The organism is Clostridiales bacterium (genome assembly GCA_030016385.1).
Lineage (GTDB): Bacteria > Bacillota > Clostridia > Clostridiales > Oxobacteraceae > JASEJN01.
On sequence record JASEJN010000005.1, the window covers coordinates 66577 to 85521 of the forward strand.

The 18945-nt window shown below is 39.9% G+C and carries 17 protein-coding genes, 1 pseudogene and 1 riboswitch; of the genes and pseudogenes, 14 read left to right on the forward strand and 4 right to left on the reverse strand.

Going from position 1 to position 18945, the window contains the following annotated elements; genetic code table 11:
* Window positions 1-120 precede the first annotated feature (120 nt).
* The 9 genes and pseudogenes from QME45_02315 to QME45_02355 all read left to right on the forward strand — a co-directional run bounded on the left by QME45_02315 (window position 121) and on the right by QME45_02355 (window position 7336).
* Window positions 121-705, forward strand: a complete 585-nt coding sequence (locus QME45_02315) for a TetR/AcrR family transcriptional regulator (GenBank protein MDI6617494.1) — start codon at window positions 121-123, stop codon at window positions 703-705.
* 13 nt (window positions 706-718) lie between these two features.
* Window positions 719-1057: a hypothetical protein gene (locus QME45_02320; protein MDI6617495.1), complete on the forward strand. Its 339-nt coding sequence runs from the start codon at window positions 719-721 to the stop codon at window positions 1055-1057.
* An 80-nt stretch (window positions 1058-1137) separates the two neighbouring features.
* On the forward strand, window positions 1138-2826 hold the full coding sequence (locus tag QME45_02325) for an AarF/UbiB family protein (protein ID MDI6617496.1): 1689 nt from the start codon (window positions 1138-1140) through the stop codon (window positions 2824-2826).
* A 50-nt stretch (window positions 2827-2876) separates the two neighbouring features.
* Window positions 2877-3062 (forward strand): 1-deoxy-D-xylulose-5-phosphate synthase N-terminal domain-containing protein, encoded by a 186-nt coding sequence (locus tag QME45_02330; protein ID MDI6617497.1) that lies wholly within the window; start codon window positions 2877-2879, stop codon window positions 3060-3062.
* Window positions 3040-3405 carry a 1-deoxy-D-xylulose-5-phosphate synthase N-terminal domain-containing protein gene (locus QME45_02335; protein ID MDI6617498.1) on the forward strand — a complete coding sequence of 122 codons (366 nt, stop codon included), beginning with the start codon at window positions 3040-3042 and terminating at the stop codon, window positions 3403-3405. Before QME45_02330 ends, QME45_02335 begins: the two co-directional genes overlap by 23 nt.
* Window positions 3406-3416: 11 nt before the next feature.
* Window positions 3417-4382: a TetR/AcrR family transcriptional regulator C-terminal domain-containing protein gene (locus QME45_02340; GenBank protein MDI6617499.1), complete on the forward strand. Its 966-nt coding sequence runs from the start codon at window positions 3417-3419 to the stop codon at window positions 4380-4382.
* 55 nt (window positions 4383-4437) lie between these two features.
* Window positions 4438-4686: pseudogene (locus tag QME45_02345) on the forward strand (SPASM domain-containing protein).
* Between the two features lie 187 nt (window positions 4687-4873).
* Entirely contained in the window at window positions 4874-5011 is a 138-nt protein-coding gene (locus QME45_02350; GenBank protein MDI6617500.1) for a glycerol-3-phosphate acyltransferase, read from the forward strand.
* Window positions 5012-5287: 276 nt separating this feature from the next.
* On the forward strand, window positions 5288-7336 hold the full coding sequence (locus QME45_02355) for a thioredoxin domain-containing protein (protein MDI6617501.1): 2049 nt from the start codon (window positions 5288-5290) through the stop codon (window positions 7334-7336).
* Between the two features lie 71 nt (window positions 7337-7407).
* Here QME45_02355 and QME45_02360 read toward each other — a convergent pair whose 3' ends face one another.
* On the reverse strand, window positions 7408-8271 hold the full coding sequence (locus QME45_02360; protein MDI6617502.1) for an FRG domain-containing protein: 864 nt from the start codon (window positions 8269-8271) through the stop codon (window positions 7408-7410).
* 252 nt (window positions 8272-8523) lie between these two features.
* Between QME45_02360 and gshAB the strand changes: the two genes are divergently transcribed.
* Both gshAB and QME45_02370 read left to right on the forward strand, forming a co-directional pair.
* Window positions 8524-9876 carry a bifunctional glutamate--cysteine ligase GshA/glutathione synthetase GshB gene (gshAB, locus tag QME45_02365; protein MDI6617503.1) on the forward strand — a complete coding sequence of 451 codons (1353 nt, stop codon included), beginning with the start codon at window positions 8524-8526 and terminating at the stop codon, window positions 9874-9876.
* A gap of 97 nt (window positions 9877-9973) precedes the next feature.
* Window positions 9974-10951: a DUF4236 domain-containing protein gene (locus QME45_02370; protein MDI6617504.1), complete on the forward strand. Its 978-nt coding sequence runs from the start codon at window positions 9974-9976 to the stop codon at window positions 10949-10951.
* A 262-nt stretch (window positions 10952-11213) separates the two neighbouring features.
* Here the strand turns inward: QME45_02370 and QME45_02375 are convergent, their stop codons facing one another.
* Both QME45_02375 and QME45_02380 read right to left on the reverse strand, forming a co-directional pair.
* Window positions 11214-12545, reverse strand: coding sequence for a glycoside hydrolase family 1 protein (locus tag QME45_02375; GenBank protein MDI6617505.1), 1332 nt, complete (start codon window positions 12543-12545; stop codon window positions 11214-11216).
* Window positions 12546-12598: 53 nt separating this feature from the next.
* Complete coding sequence (locus QME45_02380; GenBank protein MDI6617506.1) at window positions 12599-13867, reverse strand: Nramp family divalent metal transporter; 1269 nt, start codon at window positions 13865-13867, stop codon at window positions 12599-12601.
* Window positions 13868-14065: 198 nt separating this feature from the next.
* A riboswitch (Lysine riboswitch) is annotated at window positions 14066-14248 on the forward strand.
* Window positions 14249-14376: 128 nt separating this feature from the next.
* Here QME45_02380 and QME45_02385 point away from each other — a divergent pair.
* From QME45_02385 to QME45_02395, 3 genes are read left to right on the forward strand one after another with little or no spacing between them, the layout of a single operon-like run.
* Window positions 14377-15216: a transporter substrate-binding domain-containing protein gene (locus QME45_02385; GenBank protein MDI6617507.1), complete on the forward strand. Its 840-nt coding sequence runs from the start codon at window positions 14377-14379 to the stop codon at window positions 15214-15216.
* Between the two features lie 35 nt (window positions 15217-15251).
* Window positions 15252-15902 carry an amino acid ABC transporter permease gene (locus QME45_02390; GenBank protein ID MDI6617508.1) on the forward strand — a complete coding sequence of 217 codons (651 nt, stop codon included), beginning with the start codon at window positions 15252-15254 and terminating at the stop codon, window positions 15900-15902.
* Between the two features lie 13 nt (window positions 15903-15915).
* Window positions 15916-16647 carry an amino acid ABC transporter ATP-binding protein gene (locus QME45_02395; protein MDI6617509.1) on the forward strand — a complete coding sequence of 244 codons (732 nt, stop codon included), beginning with the start codon at window positions 15916-15918 and terminating at the stop codon, window positions 16645-16647.
* A gap of 75 nt (window positions 16648-16722) precedes the next feature.
* Here QME45_02395 and QME45_02400 read toward each other — a convergent pair whose 3' ends face one another.
* Entirely contained in the window at window positions 16723-18717 is a 1995-nt protein-coding gene (locus QME45_02400) for an FAD-dependent oxidoreductase (GenBank protein MDI6617510.1), read from the reverse strand.
* Window positions 18718-18945 lie beyond the last annotated feature (228 nt).

Below are 18945 nucleotides of genomic sequence, written 5' to 3' on the forward strand. Positions count from 1 at the left end.
AAAAAAGCCTTTGATAATTGAGTAATTTGTTATGCATATGGTCCAGTCTCATAGGTATTTGACAAAGATTAAATGTTATGATAAAATAGAACGGTCGTCCGAACTATATGGGAGGGTGTAATGATGCAGCGAAAAACAGAAAAAGAAGATACGTCGGCGAGGATTCTTAATGCGGCTTTTGAGTGCCTTTCTGAAAAAGGTTATGCGAACGTGTCCATGCGCAACATAGCCGAGGGGGCCGGTGTCGCATTAAGCCAGCTCGCATATTACTACAAAAATAAGGAAAAGTTATTCAGTGAGGTCATTAATATGATGACGGAGCAATATATGAGCGAAATAGAGGCCACTCTGAAATCTACAGCGGATGCAAAGGATAAACTCGCATCTCTTGTGAGATACTTTAAGAAGCTCATTAGGAATAATCCCGAACTTTTGAGACTTTTTATTGATTTTACAGCACAGTCTTTGTGGATTCCCTCTTTCAGGGAACAACTGAACAGCTTATTTAATTCTATAACAGAAATCATCGAAAGGAATCTATCGGTCGACACTATAGCCAACAAAAGCTTGCTGGGGCATTCTCCAAAGTGCATAGCAAAATTAGTTTTTGGCGCTTTATACGGGACAACTGTTCAGATAATACTTGGTCCCGACAAGGAGGGTGCCTTTGACTCACTAAAATTGGCAGAAGATTTATTAAATTAAAGGAGGATTTCATATGTCAAATTCGTTTGAAAAATCATTTAATTTGGGTTTGGGACTTTTGGCGTGTTCCCGGGAAAAAATTGAAGAACTGGTGGAGGAATTGGTCAGTAAAGGTGAAGTGGCAAAAAAAGATGCCCGGCAGTTTGCAGGCGAACTCATTAAGCGTGGTGAAGAGCAGCGGGAAGAACTGAAAAAATTGGTTCAGAGCGAGGTCACAAAGGCTCTGAATAATGCGAATGTAGCAACAAAAGAAGATATTGTTACAAAAGATGAAATCAGGAAAATTGTAAGAGAAGAGATACAAGAGGCATTTCGGGATCAAGGGTCTTCTAAAAATGAAGACATAAAGTAAAAAAGAAAATATAGCGAGAAAACCGATTGATTAAGGTATATTAAGTCCAAGCAAGGTTATCTTGCTATGTTGGGGGTGACATGATGGATTACGGGCGCATGCGCATCAAAAGATATAAAGAGATTCTCACTGTATTTACGAAGTATGGGTTTGGAATGTTGTTCAGGCGATTTAGATTCCGTCATCCGCTAAGACTAAAAAACAGAATATCAGATCCGGCCTCCACTCCTGACAATGCTGAAATTTCTGCAGGAAAACGGCTGAGGCTGGCCTTGGAGGAACTAGGGCCGACATTCGTTAAGCTGGGTCAAATTTTAAGCATAAGGCAGGATATCCTGCCAGCCGAGCTTACTGAGGAACTTAAAAAGCTTCAGGATTCAGTGCAGCCCTTTCCATTTTCCGAGGTGAAGGCGATGATTGAAGTTGAATTTAAGGATGATCTGGATAATATCTATAAGGAATTTGACGAGAAGCCGCTGGCGGCGGCTTCCATTTCTCAGGTTCATCGAGCAAAACTGTTCTCAGGGAAACAGGTTGCCGTGAAGGTTCAAAGGCCGGGCATCGAAAAAATTATCGATCTGGATCTTGACATCCTGAAGAGCATGGCGCATTTTATCGATCATCATACAAAGTATGGGAATTTTTATGATTTCAGCGGCATGATGGCGGATTTTGAGAAGACGATAAAAGCCGAACTGGACTTTACGAAAGAGGGAGAAAACGCGGACACCTTCATGCGTAATTTCAGCAGGGATGAAGGTGTAACGGTCCCAAGAGTAAAATGGATTTACACGACAAAACACATCCTTACAATGGAGTATTTTGATGCCATCAAGATCAGCGATTTAGAAGGGTTGGATCAGGCAGGTATTGACCGGAGAAAAATTGCCGAAAGGCTTGCGACGTCCATATGCAATCAAATACTTAGGGATGGTTTTTTTCACGCAGATCCCCATCCAGGCAATATTCAGGTCCTTCCGGACGGGACAATTATATTTCTCGATATGGGAATGGTGGGACGCTTGGATGAAGCCCGTAAAGAAATGGTTTCTAAATTTTTTTTAGGTGTTGCATTCAAAGACAGCGATATGGTAGTCAGATCAATCCTGGATATGAACGTTGTGATCGACCGAAAAAATATAAATAATTTTGAAAGGGATATAGACACAATCATTGAGAAATACCTGACCATGCCTATGAATGAGATCAAAATCGATGATTTACTTCGGGAAACATTTCATACTGCGTATTTGAATCATATTAAAATACCCCATGAATTTTCCTTGCTGGCAAAAACGCTTGGAACGCTTCAGGGACTGCTGGAAAAAATGGATCCGGAGCTTAACGCTCTCATAGTAGCCGAGCCAATCGCCAAAAGGCTCTTTTATCAGTCTTTTTCAGCAAAAAAAATAAAAAGTCAAATCGGGAAAAGTTTATGGAACTACCACAAGTTTTTGAGCGAGTTACCGGCTGCAATGCGGAACATACTTCGCAAAGCGGAAAATGAGGACTTTTCCGTTCAATTTGAAATGAAAGATATGAATACATTTCAAAGACGATTGGAACGGATCTCTAACAGAATATCCTTCAGTGTGATATTGCTCGCCGTAAGCATTATCATTGCCGGAGTTCTGATCAGCTCCGGTCTCAGCGCGGATACAAGCGGTGAAATGTATCTTTTCAATGTTACTGTATTGAAAATAGGATTGGCATTTGCCATTCTGATCCTTTTAGGACTCATTATTTCAATGATTCGGTCGCGCCGCTGAAAATATAAAAACAAAATGAGCAACGTCAATGAAGGGAATGACAAACAAGGGTGGATAATATCCTGAAGCATATCACCGGTCCCGACGATATAAAGGGTTTGAGGATAGAGCAATTGAAGCAATTAGCTGACGAGAGCAGAGCGTATCTGATAGAAACCATATCCGAAACAGGAGGGCACTTGGCTTCCAATCTGGGGGTGGTAGAACTCACAATTGCGCTTCATAATGTCTTTTGAAGCGCTTAATGACGCCGGACGGTCACTCACAAATTTGATCGTGATCTTAAACGACAACGAATTTTCCATAAGCAAAAATGTAGGAGGCCTTTCAAGATATTTATCGCAAATAAGAACGGAACCTGCCTACTTTAAAGTAAAGGAAGTTTTGAAAAAGGCTTTCGTCAGGATACCCGGTATTGGTACGGACATTGCCGGAGGACTGGACAGGATCAAAGGTTCGGTCAAATATCTGATTATGCAACGAACATTATTTGAAGATCTTGGATTCAAGTATTTTGGTCCCATAGACGGACATGACTTAAGGGAACTGACCGCATCTTTTCGAAGGCCAAATTTATAAAAGGGCCGTTATTGATACACGTTCATACGCAGAAAGGGAAAGGGTACAAACCTGCGGAAGATAATCCTAAGGCCTTCCACTGCGTATCCTCTTTTGAAATCAAAACAGGTAAAATCCATAGTTATATGGGAGAAAATTATTCAGATGTTTTTGGAAAAGAGATGTTAAGGCTCGCAGAAGAAAAAGATGAGCTTATAGCGATTACCGCCGCCATGAGGGATGGTACGGGACTTGTGGAATTTTCAAAGAAGTATCCAAAAAGGTTTTTTGATGTAGGAATCGCCGAGGAGCATGCCGTGACATTTGCCGCGGGTATGGCCAAAGGCGGGTTGATTCCTGTTTTTGCGGTATATTCTTCATTTTTGCAGCGGGCGTATGATCAGATTATCCATCATATTTCTGTGAAGGATATTGTAAAAGATTGCGGATTAACAAGGCAAGCATTTTATTACCATTTTAAGGACAAGTATGATCTTATAAACTGGATTTATTATACAGAAACAGCCCGTTTCATGAGTTCGTATAACAATGTGGAGCATTGGTTGGACGGCATGGTGGATTTGTGTAATTACATGCGGCAGAATAGGACGTTTTATATGAATGCTCTCAATACAACCGGACAAAACTCTTTTCAGGAATATTTGCATAATTACATTCAAAATATTTCGATCTCTGCAATAGAAAATATTCAAAATACAGAATATGATGAAAACAAGTGGGGCTTTACCATTAAATTTATATCCACTGCTTTTGTCGGTATGATTGTTAGATGGGCTTACAATGGGATGAAAGAGGATCCGGCCGAGTATGTAGCGAAGATGCGAAGTATATTTGATGGAAGTGTTCTTGGCGAATTGGAAAACCCAAAAATGAGATGTTTACAGGGAATCCGAGTGTTTATTTTTGAAACTATAAAGGCTCTGTTTACTTTGGCTGTAAAGAATATATGGGAGATAAGACCGGAAAATTTGCAATAAGATGCAAAAGTTTCGGATAGGCCTTTTTGGTTAAATGGATTGGCATGCATCCGCTTATCGCCAGGTCCGTCACTTCCGCGAAACAAAACCGCTGTTCACCATGGATTTTTGGAACGATGGCGAGTATGCAGGAGGCTGTATCGCTGGCGGGCGAAGATACTTGCATATCAATGCAGCAGGCGATATCGAGCCGTGCGCGTTCATTCATTATTCGGATTCAAATATCCATGAGAAAAAGCTTCTGGACGCGCTTCGATCTCCACTGTTCATACAATATCATAAAAATCAGCCGTTTAATAACAACCGGTATTCTCTATAAGCGTAAGAAAAGAAAAATAACCGTTCGTTGATCTATGAGATTATGGATTTAAAGATAAATGATATTGTTATTAAATAAAAAATTGCTTTGAAGTTATTACTCAGATGGGTATGAAAATGCAAAAATTACATAAACAAAATCAGCACCGTAAAGGAGGGTGACGAACTTGTCAGTGCTTTTATTTATTGTGACGGCGGTTGCAGCTTATATGCTCGGAGGAATCAACGGCTCGATCATCACCTCTCAATGCATCTATCATAAAGACATCCGCGATTTTGGTAGCGGTAATCCGGGGTTGACGAATTTTTAATGGCAGAGAATCAAAGCTTGTCGTATATCGGGAAAAAGAAGTGTAATGCATATCGACGGTTTTATTGAAACTTCAATCATTAGGGACGCATATCAAAGCGTCGTATTTTATTTATACAAGAAAGTTTATCACAAAAATAGGTTCTGCATAATTTTGAAAAGTATAGTATGGTATGGTAATGGAGATGATATTAGAATAAAAATCGATTTTAGATAAATTGATAATTTGGACGTATTTGCGTTTGTAAAAGCTTTCTTTGGAAGGATGTGGTTTCATGTGGACAATCAAAAGAAAATACCAAATAGGTTGATAAATGAGAAGTCACCCTATTTGCTGCAACATGCTTATAACCCTGTCGACTGGTATCCATGGGGGAAAGAGGCATTTGAAAAAGCAGAACTTGAAGATAAGCCTGTTTTCTTGAGTATTGGTTATTCAACCTGCCACTGGTGCCATGTGATGGAAAGGGAAAGCTTTGAGGATGGTGAAGTGGCTGATGTCCTAAACAAATATTTTATATCCGTCAAAGTCGACAGGGAAGAGAGGCCGGACATCGACAGCATATATATGGATATTTGCCAGATGATGAATGGAAATGGAGGATGGCCTCTTACGATAATCATGACTCCGGATAAAAAGCCTTTTTTTACAGGGACATACTTTCCCAAAAATAACAGGTACGGGCACCCCGGCCTTATAGAAATACTTAATGCGGCATGGGAAAGCTGGCATAAAAAAAGAGCACAAATAGCCGAATTGGGAGACAGCATCGTTGAGACTATAAACAGCGATGATAAGGGTAAAGAGACTAATGTGTGCGGCATGGATACGGTAGAGAGGGCATTTAAGCGGCTTGCAGGAATATTTGATGCTGTCTATGGTGGGTTTGGCAATGCTCCAAAATTTCCTATGCCTCACATCTTGCTTTTTCTACTGCGCTATATGAATGTTACAGAGGATAATAATGCTCTTGAAATCGTAAATAAGACTTTAGAGTCTATGTATAAGGGCGGCATATTCGATCATATAGGGTTTGGATTTTCAAGATATTCCACGGATAGAAAGTGGCTTGTACCCCATTTTGAAAAGATGCTGTATGATAATGCGCTTTTATCCATAGCCTATGCCGAAGGTTATGCTGTTACCAAAAGAAAACTGTACAGGGATGTTTGCAAAAAAATATTGGCTTATGCGCTAAGAAATATGAAGTCAAGGGATGGAGGGTTTTATTGCGCTGAAGATGCTGACTCGGAAGGCGTAGAGGGGAAATTTTATTTATGGACGAAAGATGAAATAGAATCAGTAATCGGAAAAGCGGATGCGAAGATTTTCTGCGGCATTTATGGCATAGATGCCAAGGGCAATTTTGGCGGAAAATGCATACCGAATCTTATAAATACAGATATAGACGGCCTTGAAAACGACGCAACATTGACCTCCAGACTTGAATGCATGATAAATAAACTTTATGAATACAGAGAAAAGAGGATTCACCCTTTTAAGGATGACAAGATACTGACATCTGTAAACGGGTTGATGATAGCCTCCCTTGCATATGCTGGGAGAATATTTGCCGATAAAGTATACATATCGGCTGCTAAAGACTGTGCCGATTTTGTTCTCGATCATTTGGTTAGAGATGATGGAAGGCTTATGGCAAGATACCGTGAGGGCGATGCATCATATTTGGGATATCTTGATGATTATTCGTTTTTCATATATGGATTGATACAGTTATATGAATCTACATTTGATCTTAAATATTTAGAAAAGGCAGCAGGATTGAACAATGACATGATTAGATTTTTTTGGGATAAAGAAGACGGCGGGTTCTTTTCATATGGAAGCGACAGCGAAAAACTTATAGCAAGGCCAAAGCAGGTTTATGACGGTGCCGTTCCCTCCGGTAATTCTGTAGCCGCCTATAATCTGATGATGCTTGCAAAGATTACCAAAGATACGGCTCTTGAAGACAAAGCCAATAAACTGTTCGAAACATTTTCCAGAAAAGTGAATGATAATCCATGTTCATACTGTTTCTTTTTAGCCGCACTCTTGTTGAGTATAAACCATGGAGAAGAAATAGTGATTTCGGGCTCAGATGCAAACGCTTATGATATGCTGAGTGAAATCAACAGGAGGTATATGCCTTTTTCATCTGTGGTTTTAAATGATGGAAAGCACTATGATATATTGACTTATTTGAAGGATATGCCGGAAGTCTGCGGTAAAACTGCGGCATATTTATGCCGCAATTTTACATGCAACCGTCCGGTTACAGAAAAAGCTGCATTTGCCGAAATGCTGGATAAACAGCATGACTGAGTGAATGATTGCCAAGGAAGAAGTTTTTATACTGCGCTAAAGAATAGATTATCAAGATGCAAGCTTTGCTGCTAAGGCAATTGGCCTTCGCGTTTTACCTGAAGGTCTATCTCTTCTGTAATATTGCAAAGATCCGGAAACAGTGAGAATCTCGTTATGCCATAACGTGTCAGTTGCTCTTTGATAAAGTTTATGCTTTCTGATGCGATAGAAATTTTAAAAAGGTAGTCGGAGGCATCATTGAACATATTAAGAGGAACAATTTTTTTCGTATGGGGAAAGACCGTGAATACTCCTCTTTGAGCTAATATTCTTGGATTATTTATTGGTCCTACTATGGCTGCAGGTTTTTTCGTTTTTAAGATATTGGCATTCGGGCCAAAGAGGGTATTGACCGGTTTTTCATCTATATTCGGGATATAACCCGGCTTTACAAAGCTGTAGAATGAAAAAGCTTCATTGAGTTTAACAGGGCTTAGGACCCAGACAGCCGCATCATTTCCTACACTGGATGGAAGCTGGTCTATTGAGAAGAAAAGTGCAACAAATGCATCGCGGGACCAGTCCATCAATCTTGTCGGTACTCCATAATGCTGCATCAAAAATAACCAGTGCCAGTATGCTGCCGAATTATCCGCTATAGGGTATGGCGGTACGCATTGCACATCGGGAATTGCAAGAGATTTAAACTTCGAAAGATATACTATTTCAAGCTCGGGGTTCAAGGGTTTTCTGCCTATCTTCGGTATAAGATCGAATTTTGCGTCAGGCTGACCACGATACCAGAGTTCACATTTTTTATTGTTAGGGGGACATATATCCTTGAATGCCATATCTATTATCCTGAGGTACTGCTGCACTGAGCCAGCCCTCCCTATGGTCCTGACGAGTGAACTTTCAGTAGCTGCTTTTCTATATTCTGCATCAATATTCACTTTTTCGATCCTCCTTTATTAGCAGATATTAGCAGAGTATGTAAAGGATCATGAATTGTGACTTATTTGCCGAAATATCGACATATTTTAAAATGTATGGATTATGGGTGCATATTTTATATTCGAAATCAAAAATTGAAGTATAATATAAGAGTATGGCGTATATTCTTCAAACAGTTTTGATATACTTGATATAGCCATAAGAGTATAGATTTAAATAACATGATGGATTGAATCCGGAGAGGGGCATTTATGGAAATTCTTGATAATAAATTGATGGATATAGTAAATAGAAAAGGGTTGGAGAAATGTTTGTTAAATTGCAATTTCGGGTTGGAGAAAGAAAATATAAGAGTCGATGAAACGGGGAGGCTTGTCCAAACTCCGCATCCTGCAATTTTCGGAAACAGGTTAAAGAATCCATATATAAAGACTGATTTTTCCGAAAGCCAGGTGGAGATGGCAACTCCTGTGTGCCATACGATAGAGGATACATATAATTCGCTGGAGATGATTCACGATACTGTATGCCTGAACATAGGAGGCGAATACCTGTGGCCTCAGAGCAACCCGCCGGCTCTTCCAGAGGAGGATGAAATACCTATAGCCAACATGGGCGATGAATATGAAGACAGGTTCAGGGCTGTGTTAGCCATGAAATATGGAAGGAAGAGGCAGGTGATAAGCGGCATACACTACAATTTTTCATTTGATGAGGCATTTATAGATTCTATTTGCGGGGAATTCCCGGATGAGGGAAGCTTTATGGATTTTAGAAATAAATTATACCTTAAAATATGCAGAAATTTTATGAGATACAGATGGATGCTTATATATATGACAGGAGCAAGTCCGGTATTTCACGACACGTTTATAAAGAAATATGTTGATGAAAGCTGCAGGATGGCTGATGGCACATGCTATTATCAGAACATGGTCTCTTTAAGGAACAGTGATTATGGCTATAAAAACAGGAATAATTTTTATATCCCTTTTGACTCTGTTGACGGATATGTCGGTGAAATAAAAAAATATGTCGATTCAGGAGAGCTTCAGGATATTTGCGAGTTTTACGGGCCTATAAGGTTAAAGACGGGAAATGATGATAATCTGTCCCATGAGCTTATAGAAAAGGGCATACAATATATAGAAATAAGGATTCTGGATTTGAATCCGCTGTATAAAATCGGAATAAGCAGGGGCATATTATATTTTATACATATGTTTCTCCTGTATATGCTGTTTAAGGACGATGAAACATATGATATGCAAAACCATCTGACGGCCGAAAAGAATGCACAGATTATATCGTTTCAAGGAAGACAGGAAGGGTTATTTTTGTACGATGATAGTAGCTGCAGCGTGCCATTTAAGGACAAGGCTCTTGATATATTAAACGCTATGCTTGAAATGCTAAAATGCCTGAATCTTGATAGTGAATATTTAAGTGGACTGATAGAAGAAGCTAAAGATATGGTAAAGAATCCTTCAAAGACATTTTCAGGCATTATATTTGATGAAGCCAGGGAAAAATCCTACATGGGCTTTCATATGGGAAAAGCAGTTAAATATTTGAATGAGAGCAGGAAAAAGATAATAGTTTAAGACTAATTAATATCCGCCAATGTATTTCTATTTACAAAGCTATCTAAATTAAAGCCATATAAATGGCGATGTTTCAGTGTAAGGGGAGATGTTTAAAATGGGTTTAAGTTTCAGAAAATCTGTAAAGCTGGGAGGTGGAACAAGATTGAACATCAGCAAAAGCGGAATAGGCATAAGCAGCGGAATAAAAGGTTTGCGTGTAGGCGTGGGACCTAAGGGATTAAGGACGACAGCCTCTATTCCGGGGACAGGAATAAGATATACGAAACAAAAATCGTTGAAAAGTCCAAGCAGGGTTGATTATGGGCCGGTTAATTCAAATCAGGGGTACATACCTGCATATTTGATAATTCCCAAAGTGCCTTTTAAATATTTCGCTTTGACATTGATTTTGTTTCCTTTAATCTTAATAGGCTGCTTTGCGCCGCCGTTCCTTCTTGTAACTTTAGCCGTGGCAATTGCAGATATTATTGTCTGCAATACGAAAGGTTATAAAATCTTAATGAATACGCAAAAAGCCATAAAGGCTTTTGAATCGTCAAATAATCCAAAATGTTATAAATATGCGGGGAAGGTTTTGCAATATGATCCCGATAACTATACGGCAGAAGCATTTATGGCAATGAAGTATTCCGATGAATTGAATAGTGAAATGGTTATAAAAATAATGACTTTACTGCCTCCGGCATACCTTGACTTATCGATGCAGTACAGGCTTGCGGCTGCTTATTGCGACACAAAGCAATATAAACCCGCAATACCTTTATTCCAGCAAATAATCAAGGAATCGGACGGAGATCTTTTCCCATACGAGCTATTGGCGGAATCATTTTTTAATATAGGCGAAACAAGTTTGGCATTGGATACATGCACTGAAGCCCTGAAGCACAGAAAAAAGAAATCAGAAAAGGAATCTTACCGATATGAGCTCAGATACACTAAAGCCCAGTGCTATATTAAAATGGGTATGGAAAAAGACGCATTGAAGGAACTAAATGTAATATATTCACATGACATCGGCTTCAAAGATGTCGGGCAGCTAAGGGAAAAGTTATTGAACAAAAAAGGCCAGTAACTATGTAGTTTTTCCAACGATTTATGAATAATAAGTTGTATGACGAATGAGCATTATGAAAGTTTTGAAGTTTTGATAAGTTCTTGGCTTTGCTGCCGAAAAGAATCCTTAGAGCTTTTGATTGTCTGAACGTACGTGAGTTTCAAAAGCTCTTGGATTATCAAGGCTGCAAGCTATAGAACTTACAAAACTTGAATCTGGCGAATGAGTGTTCAAAATAACATAAGTTCAAATTACGAATCGAAGTTAAACATGGTCTATCTTAAAAATATCTTTTTATCATATCCGCTGTCACGGCTTTATTTTTAGAAACCTCTGCAAAGAAATGTCCGCTTTTCCTTATGGTTCTCTTCTGGGTTTTATAATCGACTTCTATAAGCCCGAACCTTGGGGTCAACCCCTTTTCCCATTCAAAATTATCGAGAAGCGACCAATGATAGTATCTTTTAACATCTACATTTTCATCTGCAAGTTTTTTTATCATTTTTAAATGGTCATATATAAACTTTGTTCTCTTTTCATCCTTTGAATCGCATATGCCGTTCTCCGTTATATAGATAGGCAACTTATAAATGGACCAATATTTCCTGCACACCCTGTAAAGGCCGTAAGGGTATATCTCCCAACCGAGATCGTTGACTTCCGCATTTTCAGCCACTTTTAAATCTGCAAACATCATCCCTGGGTTCCACGAAAATTTTATTATATCTCTCGAATAATAATTTATGCCAAAGAAGTCCGAGTATCTGCCTTTTCCGTAAGGATAACCTCCTGAACCTATGGGGAAAAGGAATCTTCCATTTACCATGCTTTCGGTGAACAGGGTGTGGAAGCAAAAATCAGCCAGGTCCCGGGGGATCCTTGCCGCTAAGCTGTTATGGTAGACATCAAATACGCGTATATGGTTTGCGACGCCAACCGTTGTTTTACCGCTGCAGCCCATATCCTTCCTTATCCTGTGGATTAGCTTATAGCATTCTATATGAGCTTTTGCCATGTTTTTAAGGCCTTTGAAAAAATTTGACAAACTTGGTTTCCCCGGCGGGAAATCAGCGGTGATGTAAGTCTCTAATAAATATACGTTAGGCTCATTTATTGTTATCCATTCCGTTACTATATCTCCCAAGTACGTTACCACTTTTTGAGTATAGTCTTTAAATAATTCCACGGAATCCGGATTTGCCCATCCGCCGATGTCTTCAAACCATATGGGGTTTGAAAAATGATGAATGGTAACAAGAGGTTTTATGCTATTGTCTATCAGCATTTGAATTTCCCTGCGGTAATGGGATAATGCATCTTCGCAGAATTTGCCTCTTTCAGGCTCGATACGTGCCCATTCCAAACTCATCCTGTAGATGTCATGGTTTAGATTCTTCATGAGTTTGATATCCTCTTCATACCGGTTCCAATGGTCGTCTGCCATCTTGCAGTGCGTTTTATCCTTTATTTTTCCCGCTTCGCAAAATTTATACCAGTTATTGTGAATATCGCCGCCTTCTATCTGCAAGGAGGCGGTAGCAGACCCTAAAAGCAGATCGGATGGAAGATTAAAGGGTTCGAAATTACTTGATTTAGATATTTTTAAATCCATAAAATCATCCCTTGGAGATTATTAAAATAATTTATATGAGCATCGATTAACTTTCAGATGCTCTTGAATAAACTTATAAACAACAGAACATTGAGGACTGTTACGAATATCCCCGTACACCATAACGCTATCTTGAATAATTTTTTATTTGCGTATTTTCCCATTATCTTTTTAGATGAAGTCAGATATATCTGGACAAATATAGTTATAGGAAGCTGTATGCTTAAAAGTGTCTGCGAATATACAAGCCCCTTAAATGGGTCCTGTATGAGCAGCACTACGATGAATGCGGCGATTAATGTGATGGCGACGCCAACCTTTGTATGCATGTCATGTATATCATAGGGCTCCTTAAAGAATCCGGTGAAAATACTGCCGCCTGCCATTCCTGCAGTGATGCATGAAGATACGCCGGAAAAAAGCAGCGAAACTGCGAATATGGCTGAAGCCTTGTTACCAAGGAGCGGGATCAGCATCTCATGTGCCTGTCCAAGCTCTGTTACCGGTATCTTATGGGCAAAAAAAGTTGCAGCAGCGATAATGATTATTGCGCTGTTTATGGCCCATCCGATTAGCATTGATAGCAGCGTATCCATGAATTCATAGTCCAATTGTTTGGCAATTATGCGCTCATCTTTTAGATTCCACTGCCTGCTTTGTATGATCTCTGAATGCAGATACAGATTGTGAGGCATTACAACCGCTCCAAGAGCGCTCATTATAATAGGCATCGCCCCTCGTGGAAAGCTGGGCAGAGTCCAGCCTGTAAGTGCCTCATGCCATTCGATATGAACCATGCTTAATTCGATTATAAATGATAAACCTATAAGAGATACGAAGCATATTATCCATTTTTCTATTTTTTTATAAGAACTGGTAAACAGCATCCATGATACGAAAGCTAAAACAAGCAATGAACCTATTTTTATAGGCAATTTAAAAAGCATATTGAGGGCTATCGCACCGCCCAGTATTTCTGCAAATGCCGTGGAAATAGAGGCTAATACGGCCGTTATGAGAGTAATTTTGCTTATCCATGGTTTTAAGTATATCGTCGATGCTTCGGATAGGCAGTACCCCGTTACAATGCCGAGGTGAGCGGCATTATGCTGCAATATTATAAGCATTATTGTCGATACGGTTATAACCCATAAAAGTTTATAACCGAAGTCTGAGCCTGCAGATACGTTTGATGCCCAATTCCCCGGATCTATAAAGCCTATTGCCACTAGAAAACCGGGACCGATATATTTGAAAAAATCTATTGCTGTAAGTTTCGGTCTATGATTTGCTTTGAAGAATTTTTTTATAGAAAAATTCATGAACTGCTCCTTATGCGTAATAAAAATGCAATTTAAAATAATTGATAACCTTTTCCAATAATATTATTGCAATAAAACGATATTATGTCAAGCAAAAAAGGCGAATGGGAGGCCAATGCAAAAAAAAATTGTATTGACAAGCAATAAAATTTGTGTTTCAATAAATAAAAATAAAATAATATGCCTCATCTCCTGAAGAGGTGAGGTAGAGGCGCGGTGTTTAAGAGTACATATGATGAAGCCGGGAGCTTATGAAGGATATGGAAAGGAATCACCGCCGAAGTGATAAGTAACCAAAGCTTGTTGCTGGGTCTGCATCAAAGAGGTGCAGGACTGTCACCCGTGTACCGACCGATGCACGGGTGGAGAGCTATCTCATTTCTGGTCATAGGGGAGGTGCAGGTTTACTTTTGTTGAAAAAGCACTGCAATCCATGGGTGCTTTATATTTTTTGGAATAATGTGCATAAATATGCAAAACAATGTTTAAATTAGAAAGGATGATTTATTATGAAAAGGATTTCAACTTTTTTACTTGTTATAATTTTGACTATAGCAATCATGGCAGGGTGTTCCGGTAAGCCTTCAAGCAATAAATCGATCGGCGATTCCGATACAATCAAGAAGGACAGCAGCATAGCAGAGGGTCTTCCGGACGAGATCAAAAGTTCTGGGGAAATAAAGATAGGTGTCGACGACACATATCCTCCAATGGAGTACAGGGATGAGAGCAACGCTTTAGTAGGATTTGATGTAGATTTTGGCGAGGCAGTCGGCAAAAAGCTCGGAGTTAAAATAAAGTGGGTCCCCACAGCATGGGATGGCATAATTCCATCTCTTAAGACAGGTAAATTCGATATTATATTATCTTCTCTCAGCATAACGGACGAGAGAAAAAAGGAGATAGGTTTCAGTGAGCCTTATATTTTAGGAGGTCCCGTCATTATTACGCTTAAGGGCGATGAATCGGTGAAAGCAAGTGAAGATTTGAAGGGAAAGATCATAGGGTGCCAGCTTGGTACGACTGCGGAAGATGCCGTCAAGTCCATTGACGGAATAAAAGAGCTGAAAAAGTATAATAAAATAACGGAAGCCCTGCAGGATCTTTCTGCGAAGAGGATTGAGGCTGTAGTAGCCGACGACCAGGTGGGAAGATATTATATATCCCTTGATCCGCAAAAGTTTATTGTAAGCGGCAAGATGAAAGAAGAACCTTTCGGCCTTGGCTTCAGAAAGAGCGATACGGCGCTCATAGAGACCGTTCAGAAGGCAATAGATGAACTCAAAAGCGAAGGAACGCTTTCAAAAATTTCGATGAAATGGTTCAAAACCGATTACTATAATAAATAATATGATATTCTATTGTTTTAGCAGGAGGATTAAAGTTGAACATTGAATTTATATTAAAAGAATTGCCTTTTATGCTTCAGGGAAGCGTCATGACGATTGAACTCACGGTCTTAACTCTATCCATAGGAACGTTTCTGGGTATAATACTGGCGCTCTTGAAAATATCAGGAGTTAAAATATTTTACTATATAGCGACATTTTATACATGGGTATTCAGGGGAACTCCCCTGATGCTCCAGCTTTTCTTTTTTTACTATGCACTGCCTTCAATGGGAGTAACCCTTAATGCTTTCAGTGCGGCTATTATCGGCCTTAGCCTCAACTGTGCAGCCTATATGGCGGAAATAATAAGAGGAGGCATTCTTTCGATAGACAAGGGGCAGTTTGAGGCATCAAAGGCACTCGGGTATACTTATTTTCAAACCATGGCAAAAATAATACTGCCGCAGACGATAAGGATTATTATACCTCCGGTGGGCAATGAATTTATTTCCATGATTAAGGATACATCGCTTGTATCCACAATTGCAATGGTTGAACTTATGAGGACTGCGACGCAGATTTCCTCCACGACGTTTAAATATACGGAAATACTTTTTACCGCGGCGGTGCTTTATCTTTTGATGACGACAGTATTTACCGCTGCGTTCTCGGCATTGGAAAAAAAGCTTTCGATTTATGTTTAGGGGGTAGGGTGAAATGTATATGATAGAAGCCAGAAACCTGTCAAAAAGTTTCGGCAAACTCTGTGTTTTCAAAAATATAAGCGTAAACGTGAAAAAGGGTGAGGTTCTGACAATTATCGGGCCTTCCGGCTCCGGAAAGAGTACGTTTTTGAGGTGTTTAAACCATCTGGAGGAGGTAGATGAAGGCAGCATATATATTGAAAACCGCAAGATGGATTATAAGGACAAGAAGGGCTTGAGGGATATTATATTAAAGATGGGAATGGTATTTCAAAATTTCAATCTGTTTCCGCACATGACTGCTCTTGAAAACGTGATGGCTGCGCCTGTCACGGTTAAAAGGGAAAGCAAAGAGGAAGCTTTAAAAACTGCAAGAGGCCTTTTGAAAAAAGTGGGGCTTGAAGATAAGATGGACTACTATCCTTCAAAATTGTCGGGAGGGCAAAAACAGAGGGTTGCCATTGCACGCGCTCTTGCGATGAATCCTGACATAATGCTTTTTGATGAGCCGACATCCGCTCTTGACCCCGAACTTGTAGGCGAGGTGCTGAATGTAATCAAGGATCTTGCAAATGACGGGATGACAATGGTTGTCGTGACTCATGAAATGGGCTTTGCGAAGGAAGTCGCCGACAACGTTATCTTTATGGATGGCGGAAAAATAGTTGAGGAAGGTTCTCCCGAGGATATTTTTTCGAATCAAAAGGAAGAAAGGACGAGAACTTTTCTTGAAAAAGTACTGTAATAAAAAGGGACACTCTTTTGCCGCATGATGGTATTCAGGCAAGGAGTGTCTCTTTCGTATTTTTAATCCTGTCTGTTAAATTGATTTTGCCACATCATATGCGTCCCAGATTGCGTTCATTATGTCCGATGTATCCCTGAGATCGCCTATAGCATAGAGCTCGGCAAATTTGCCGTTGAGATTTTTATACAAGGTATCGTCAGGTCTATATCCGATTGACAGTATCACCGTGTCTGCCTTAATGGGTCTTCTCCTGGACGGACTGTCCGAAATAATCGCGGCGTTATCTGTAACTTCCATCAAATACGAGTTTAAAATGACGTCGACCTTGTAGAACTTCAAAAGGTCTATGAGCATTGTTTTATTCATGTGTGGAACGGGTCTTCCTCTGGACATCAGGCCGTTTAATGCTTCGACTATTGTGACCTTTTTTCCTTGTTTTGCGGCGTAAAGAGCCGTTTCACATCCTACAAGACCGCCGCCTACGACTACGACATCGTTGCCTGCACTTTTAATTCCATCCAGTATTTCGCTTGCATATGCAACGTTTTTCTTATCTGAACCAGGAAAATTTATTTTTACAGGGATGGAACCCGTTGCGGCGATTATCACATCAGGTTTCTCTTGATTTATAATATTGATATCAGCTTCGGATTTCATTTTGATATTTGCATTAAGCGTTTTAAGCTCATGTATATACCAGTCTAAAAGGGCCCTGTCATCTTTTTTAAAATCAGGTTTTGAACCTTCGTTAAGATGCCCGCCAAGCCTGTTTGTCTTTTCATATAGAGTTACATCGTGCCCTCTCAGCAGGCATACTCTGGCAGCTTCCATGCCTGAAACGCCGCCGCCTATTATAATAATCTTTTTTTTCTTATATGCAGGGGTTATTTCATATTCTTTTTCCCGGCATACGGCGGGGTTTACGGTGCAGCATTCGCTTTTGCCTATAAACATTCTTCCCATGCATCCGGTGTGGCAGCCGATACATGGTCTGATGCCTTCGATATTGCCTTCGAGTACTTTTTTGGGCCAGTAAGGGTCAGTAAGAAGTCCTCTTCCGATCCCGACCATATCTAATTTCCCATCTTCAAGGGCTTTTTCGGCCAGTTCAGGTGTATCCATCCTTCCGGCAACGATTACAGGAACTTTTACTGTCTGCTTCAATTTCGCAGTTAGCGGAAGGTACAGGCCATGTTTCTGGTAGAGCGGTGGATGTGCCCAATACCAGGCATCATATGTTCCCGCATCCGCATCGAATGCATCATACCCTGCCTTTTCCAGTATTTTTGCAGCCTCAAGGCCTTCGTTGGTATCCCTTCCCATCTCTTTGAAATCTTCTTCTGGAAGACCGCCCTGCCTCCAGTCTTTTATGTAACTTTTTATGCTGAATCTTAGCACTACAGGAAAGTCATTTCCACCTTTCTTCTTTACTTCTCTGACAATTTCCATAGGAAGTGTAAGCCTTCCCTTAAGGTCGCCGCCATATTTATCGGTTCTTCTGTTAAACATGGCGATGGTAAATTGATCCAGCAGATAGCCTTCATGCACCGCATGTATTTCCATTCCATCGAATCCAGCTTCAATGGATATATGGGTGGCTTCTCCAAACCTTTCTACCATTCTCTCGACTTCTTTTGTAGTAAGTTCTCTGCAGGTTACAGAAGGGTCCCAGTAATTTGGAATCGCCGAAGGTGCAACAGGCTCGCAATCCAGAAATCCGGGAGCACCGCTCCTTCCAAGGCCCAATGTTATCTGTATGAATATTTTCGCGCCATAAGCATGGACATGTTCCACAAGTTCTGACGCTGAGCGCATAAACTGGATCGGGTTTGTAGTTATACAAGGGAAGCTGGGCATTTTTAGTTTTTCAATCTCGTTTTCAACTTTCACGGCGCCTGTTATTATAAGGCCGGTCCCCCCTTTTGCCCTTTCGACATAATAATCTACGGCTCTTTTAGTCCATGAACCTTCCTTTGTAACCAGCCCCAGGTTTGCCATAGGTGCCATAGCGATCCTGTTTTTAATTTCTACTTTTCCTATTTTTATAGGTTGAAATAATTTTTCCATATCCTTCTCTCCATTCTGTATAGATTTCTATATAAACATGACCGATTATTTGTTTAGTGTATGCATTTATCAGCAAAAGCGGTCATATAAGATAATACTAATTCACTGTTGAAAATATGATCAACTTCATATAACAAATTAAGGTTACAAGGTTATCTTCGATTCGTAATTTAAGCTTATGTTATTTTGAACACTCATTCGGCAGATTCAAGTTTTGTAAGTTCTAAG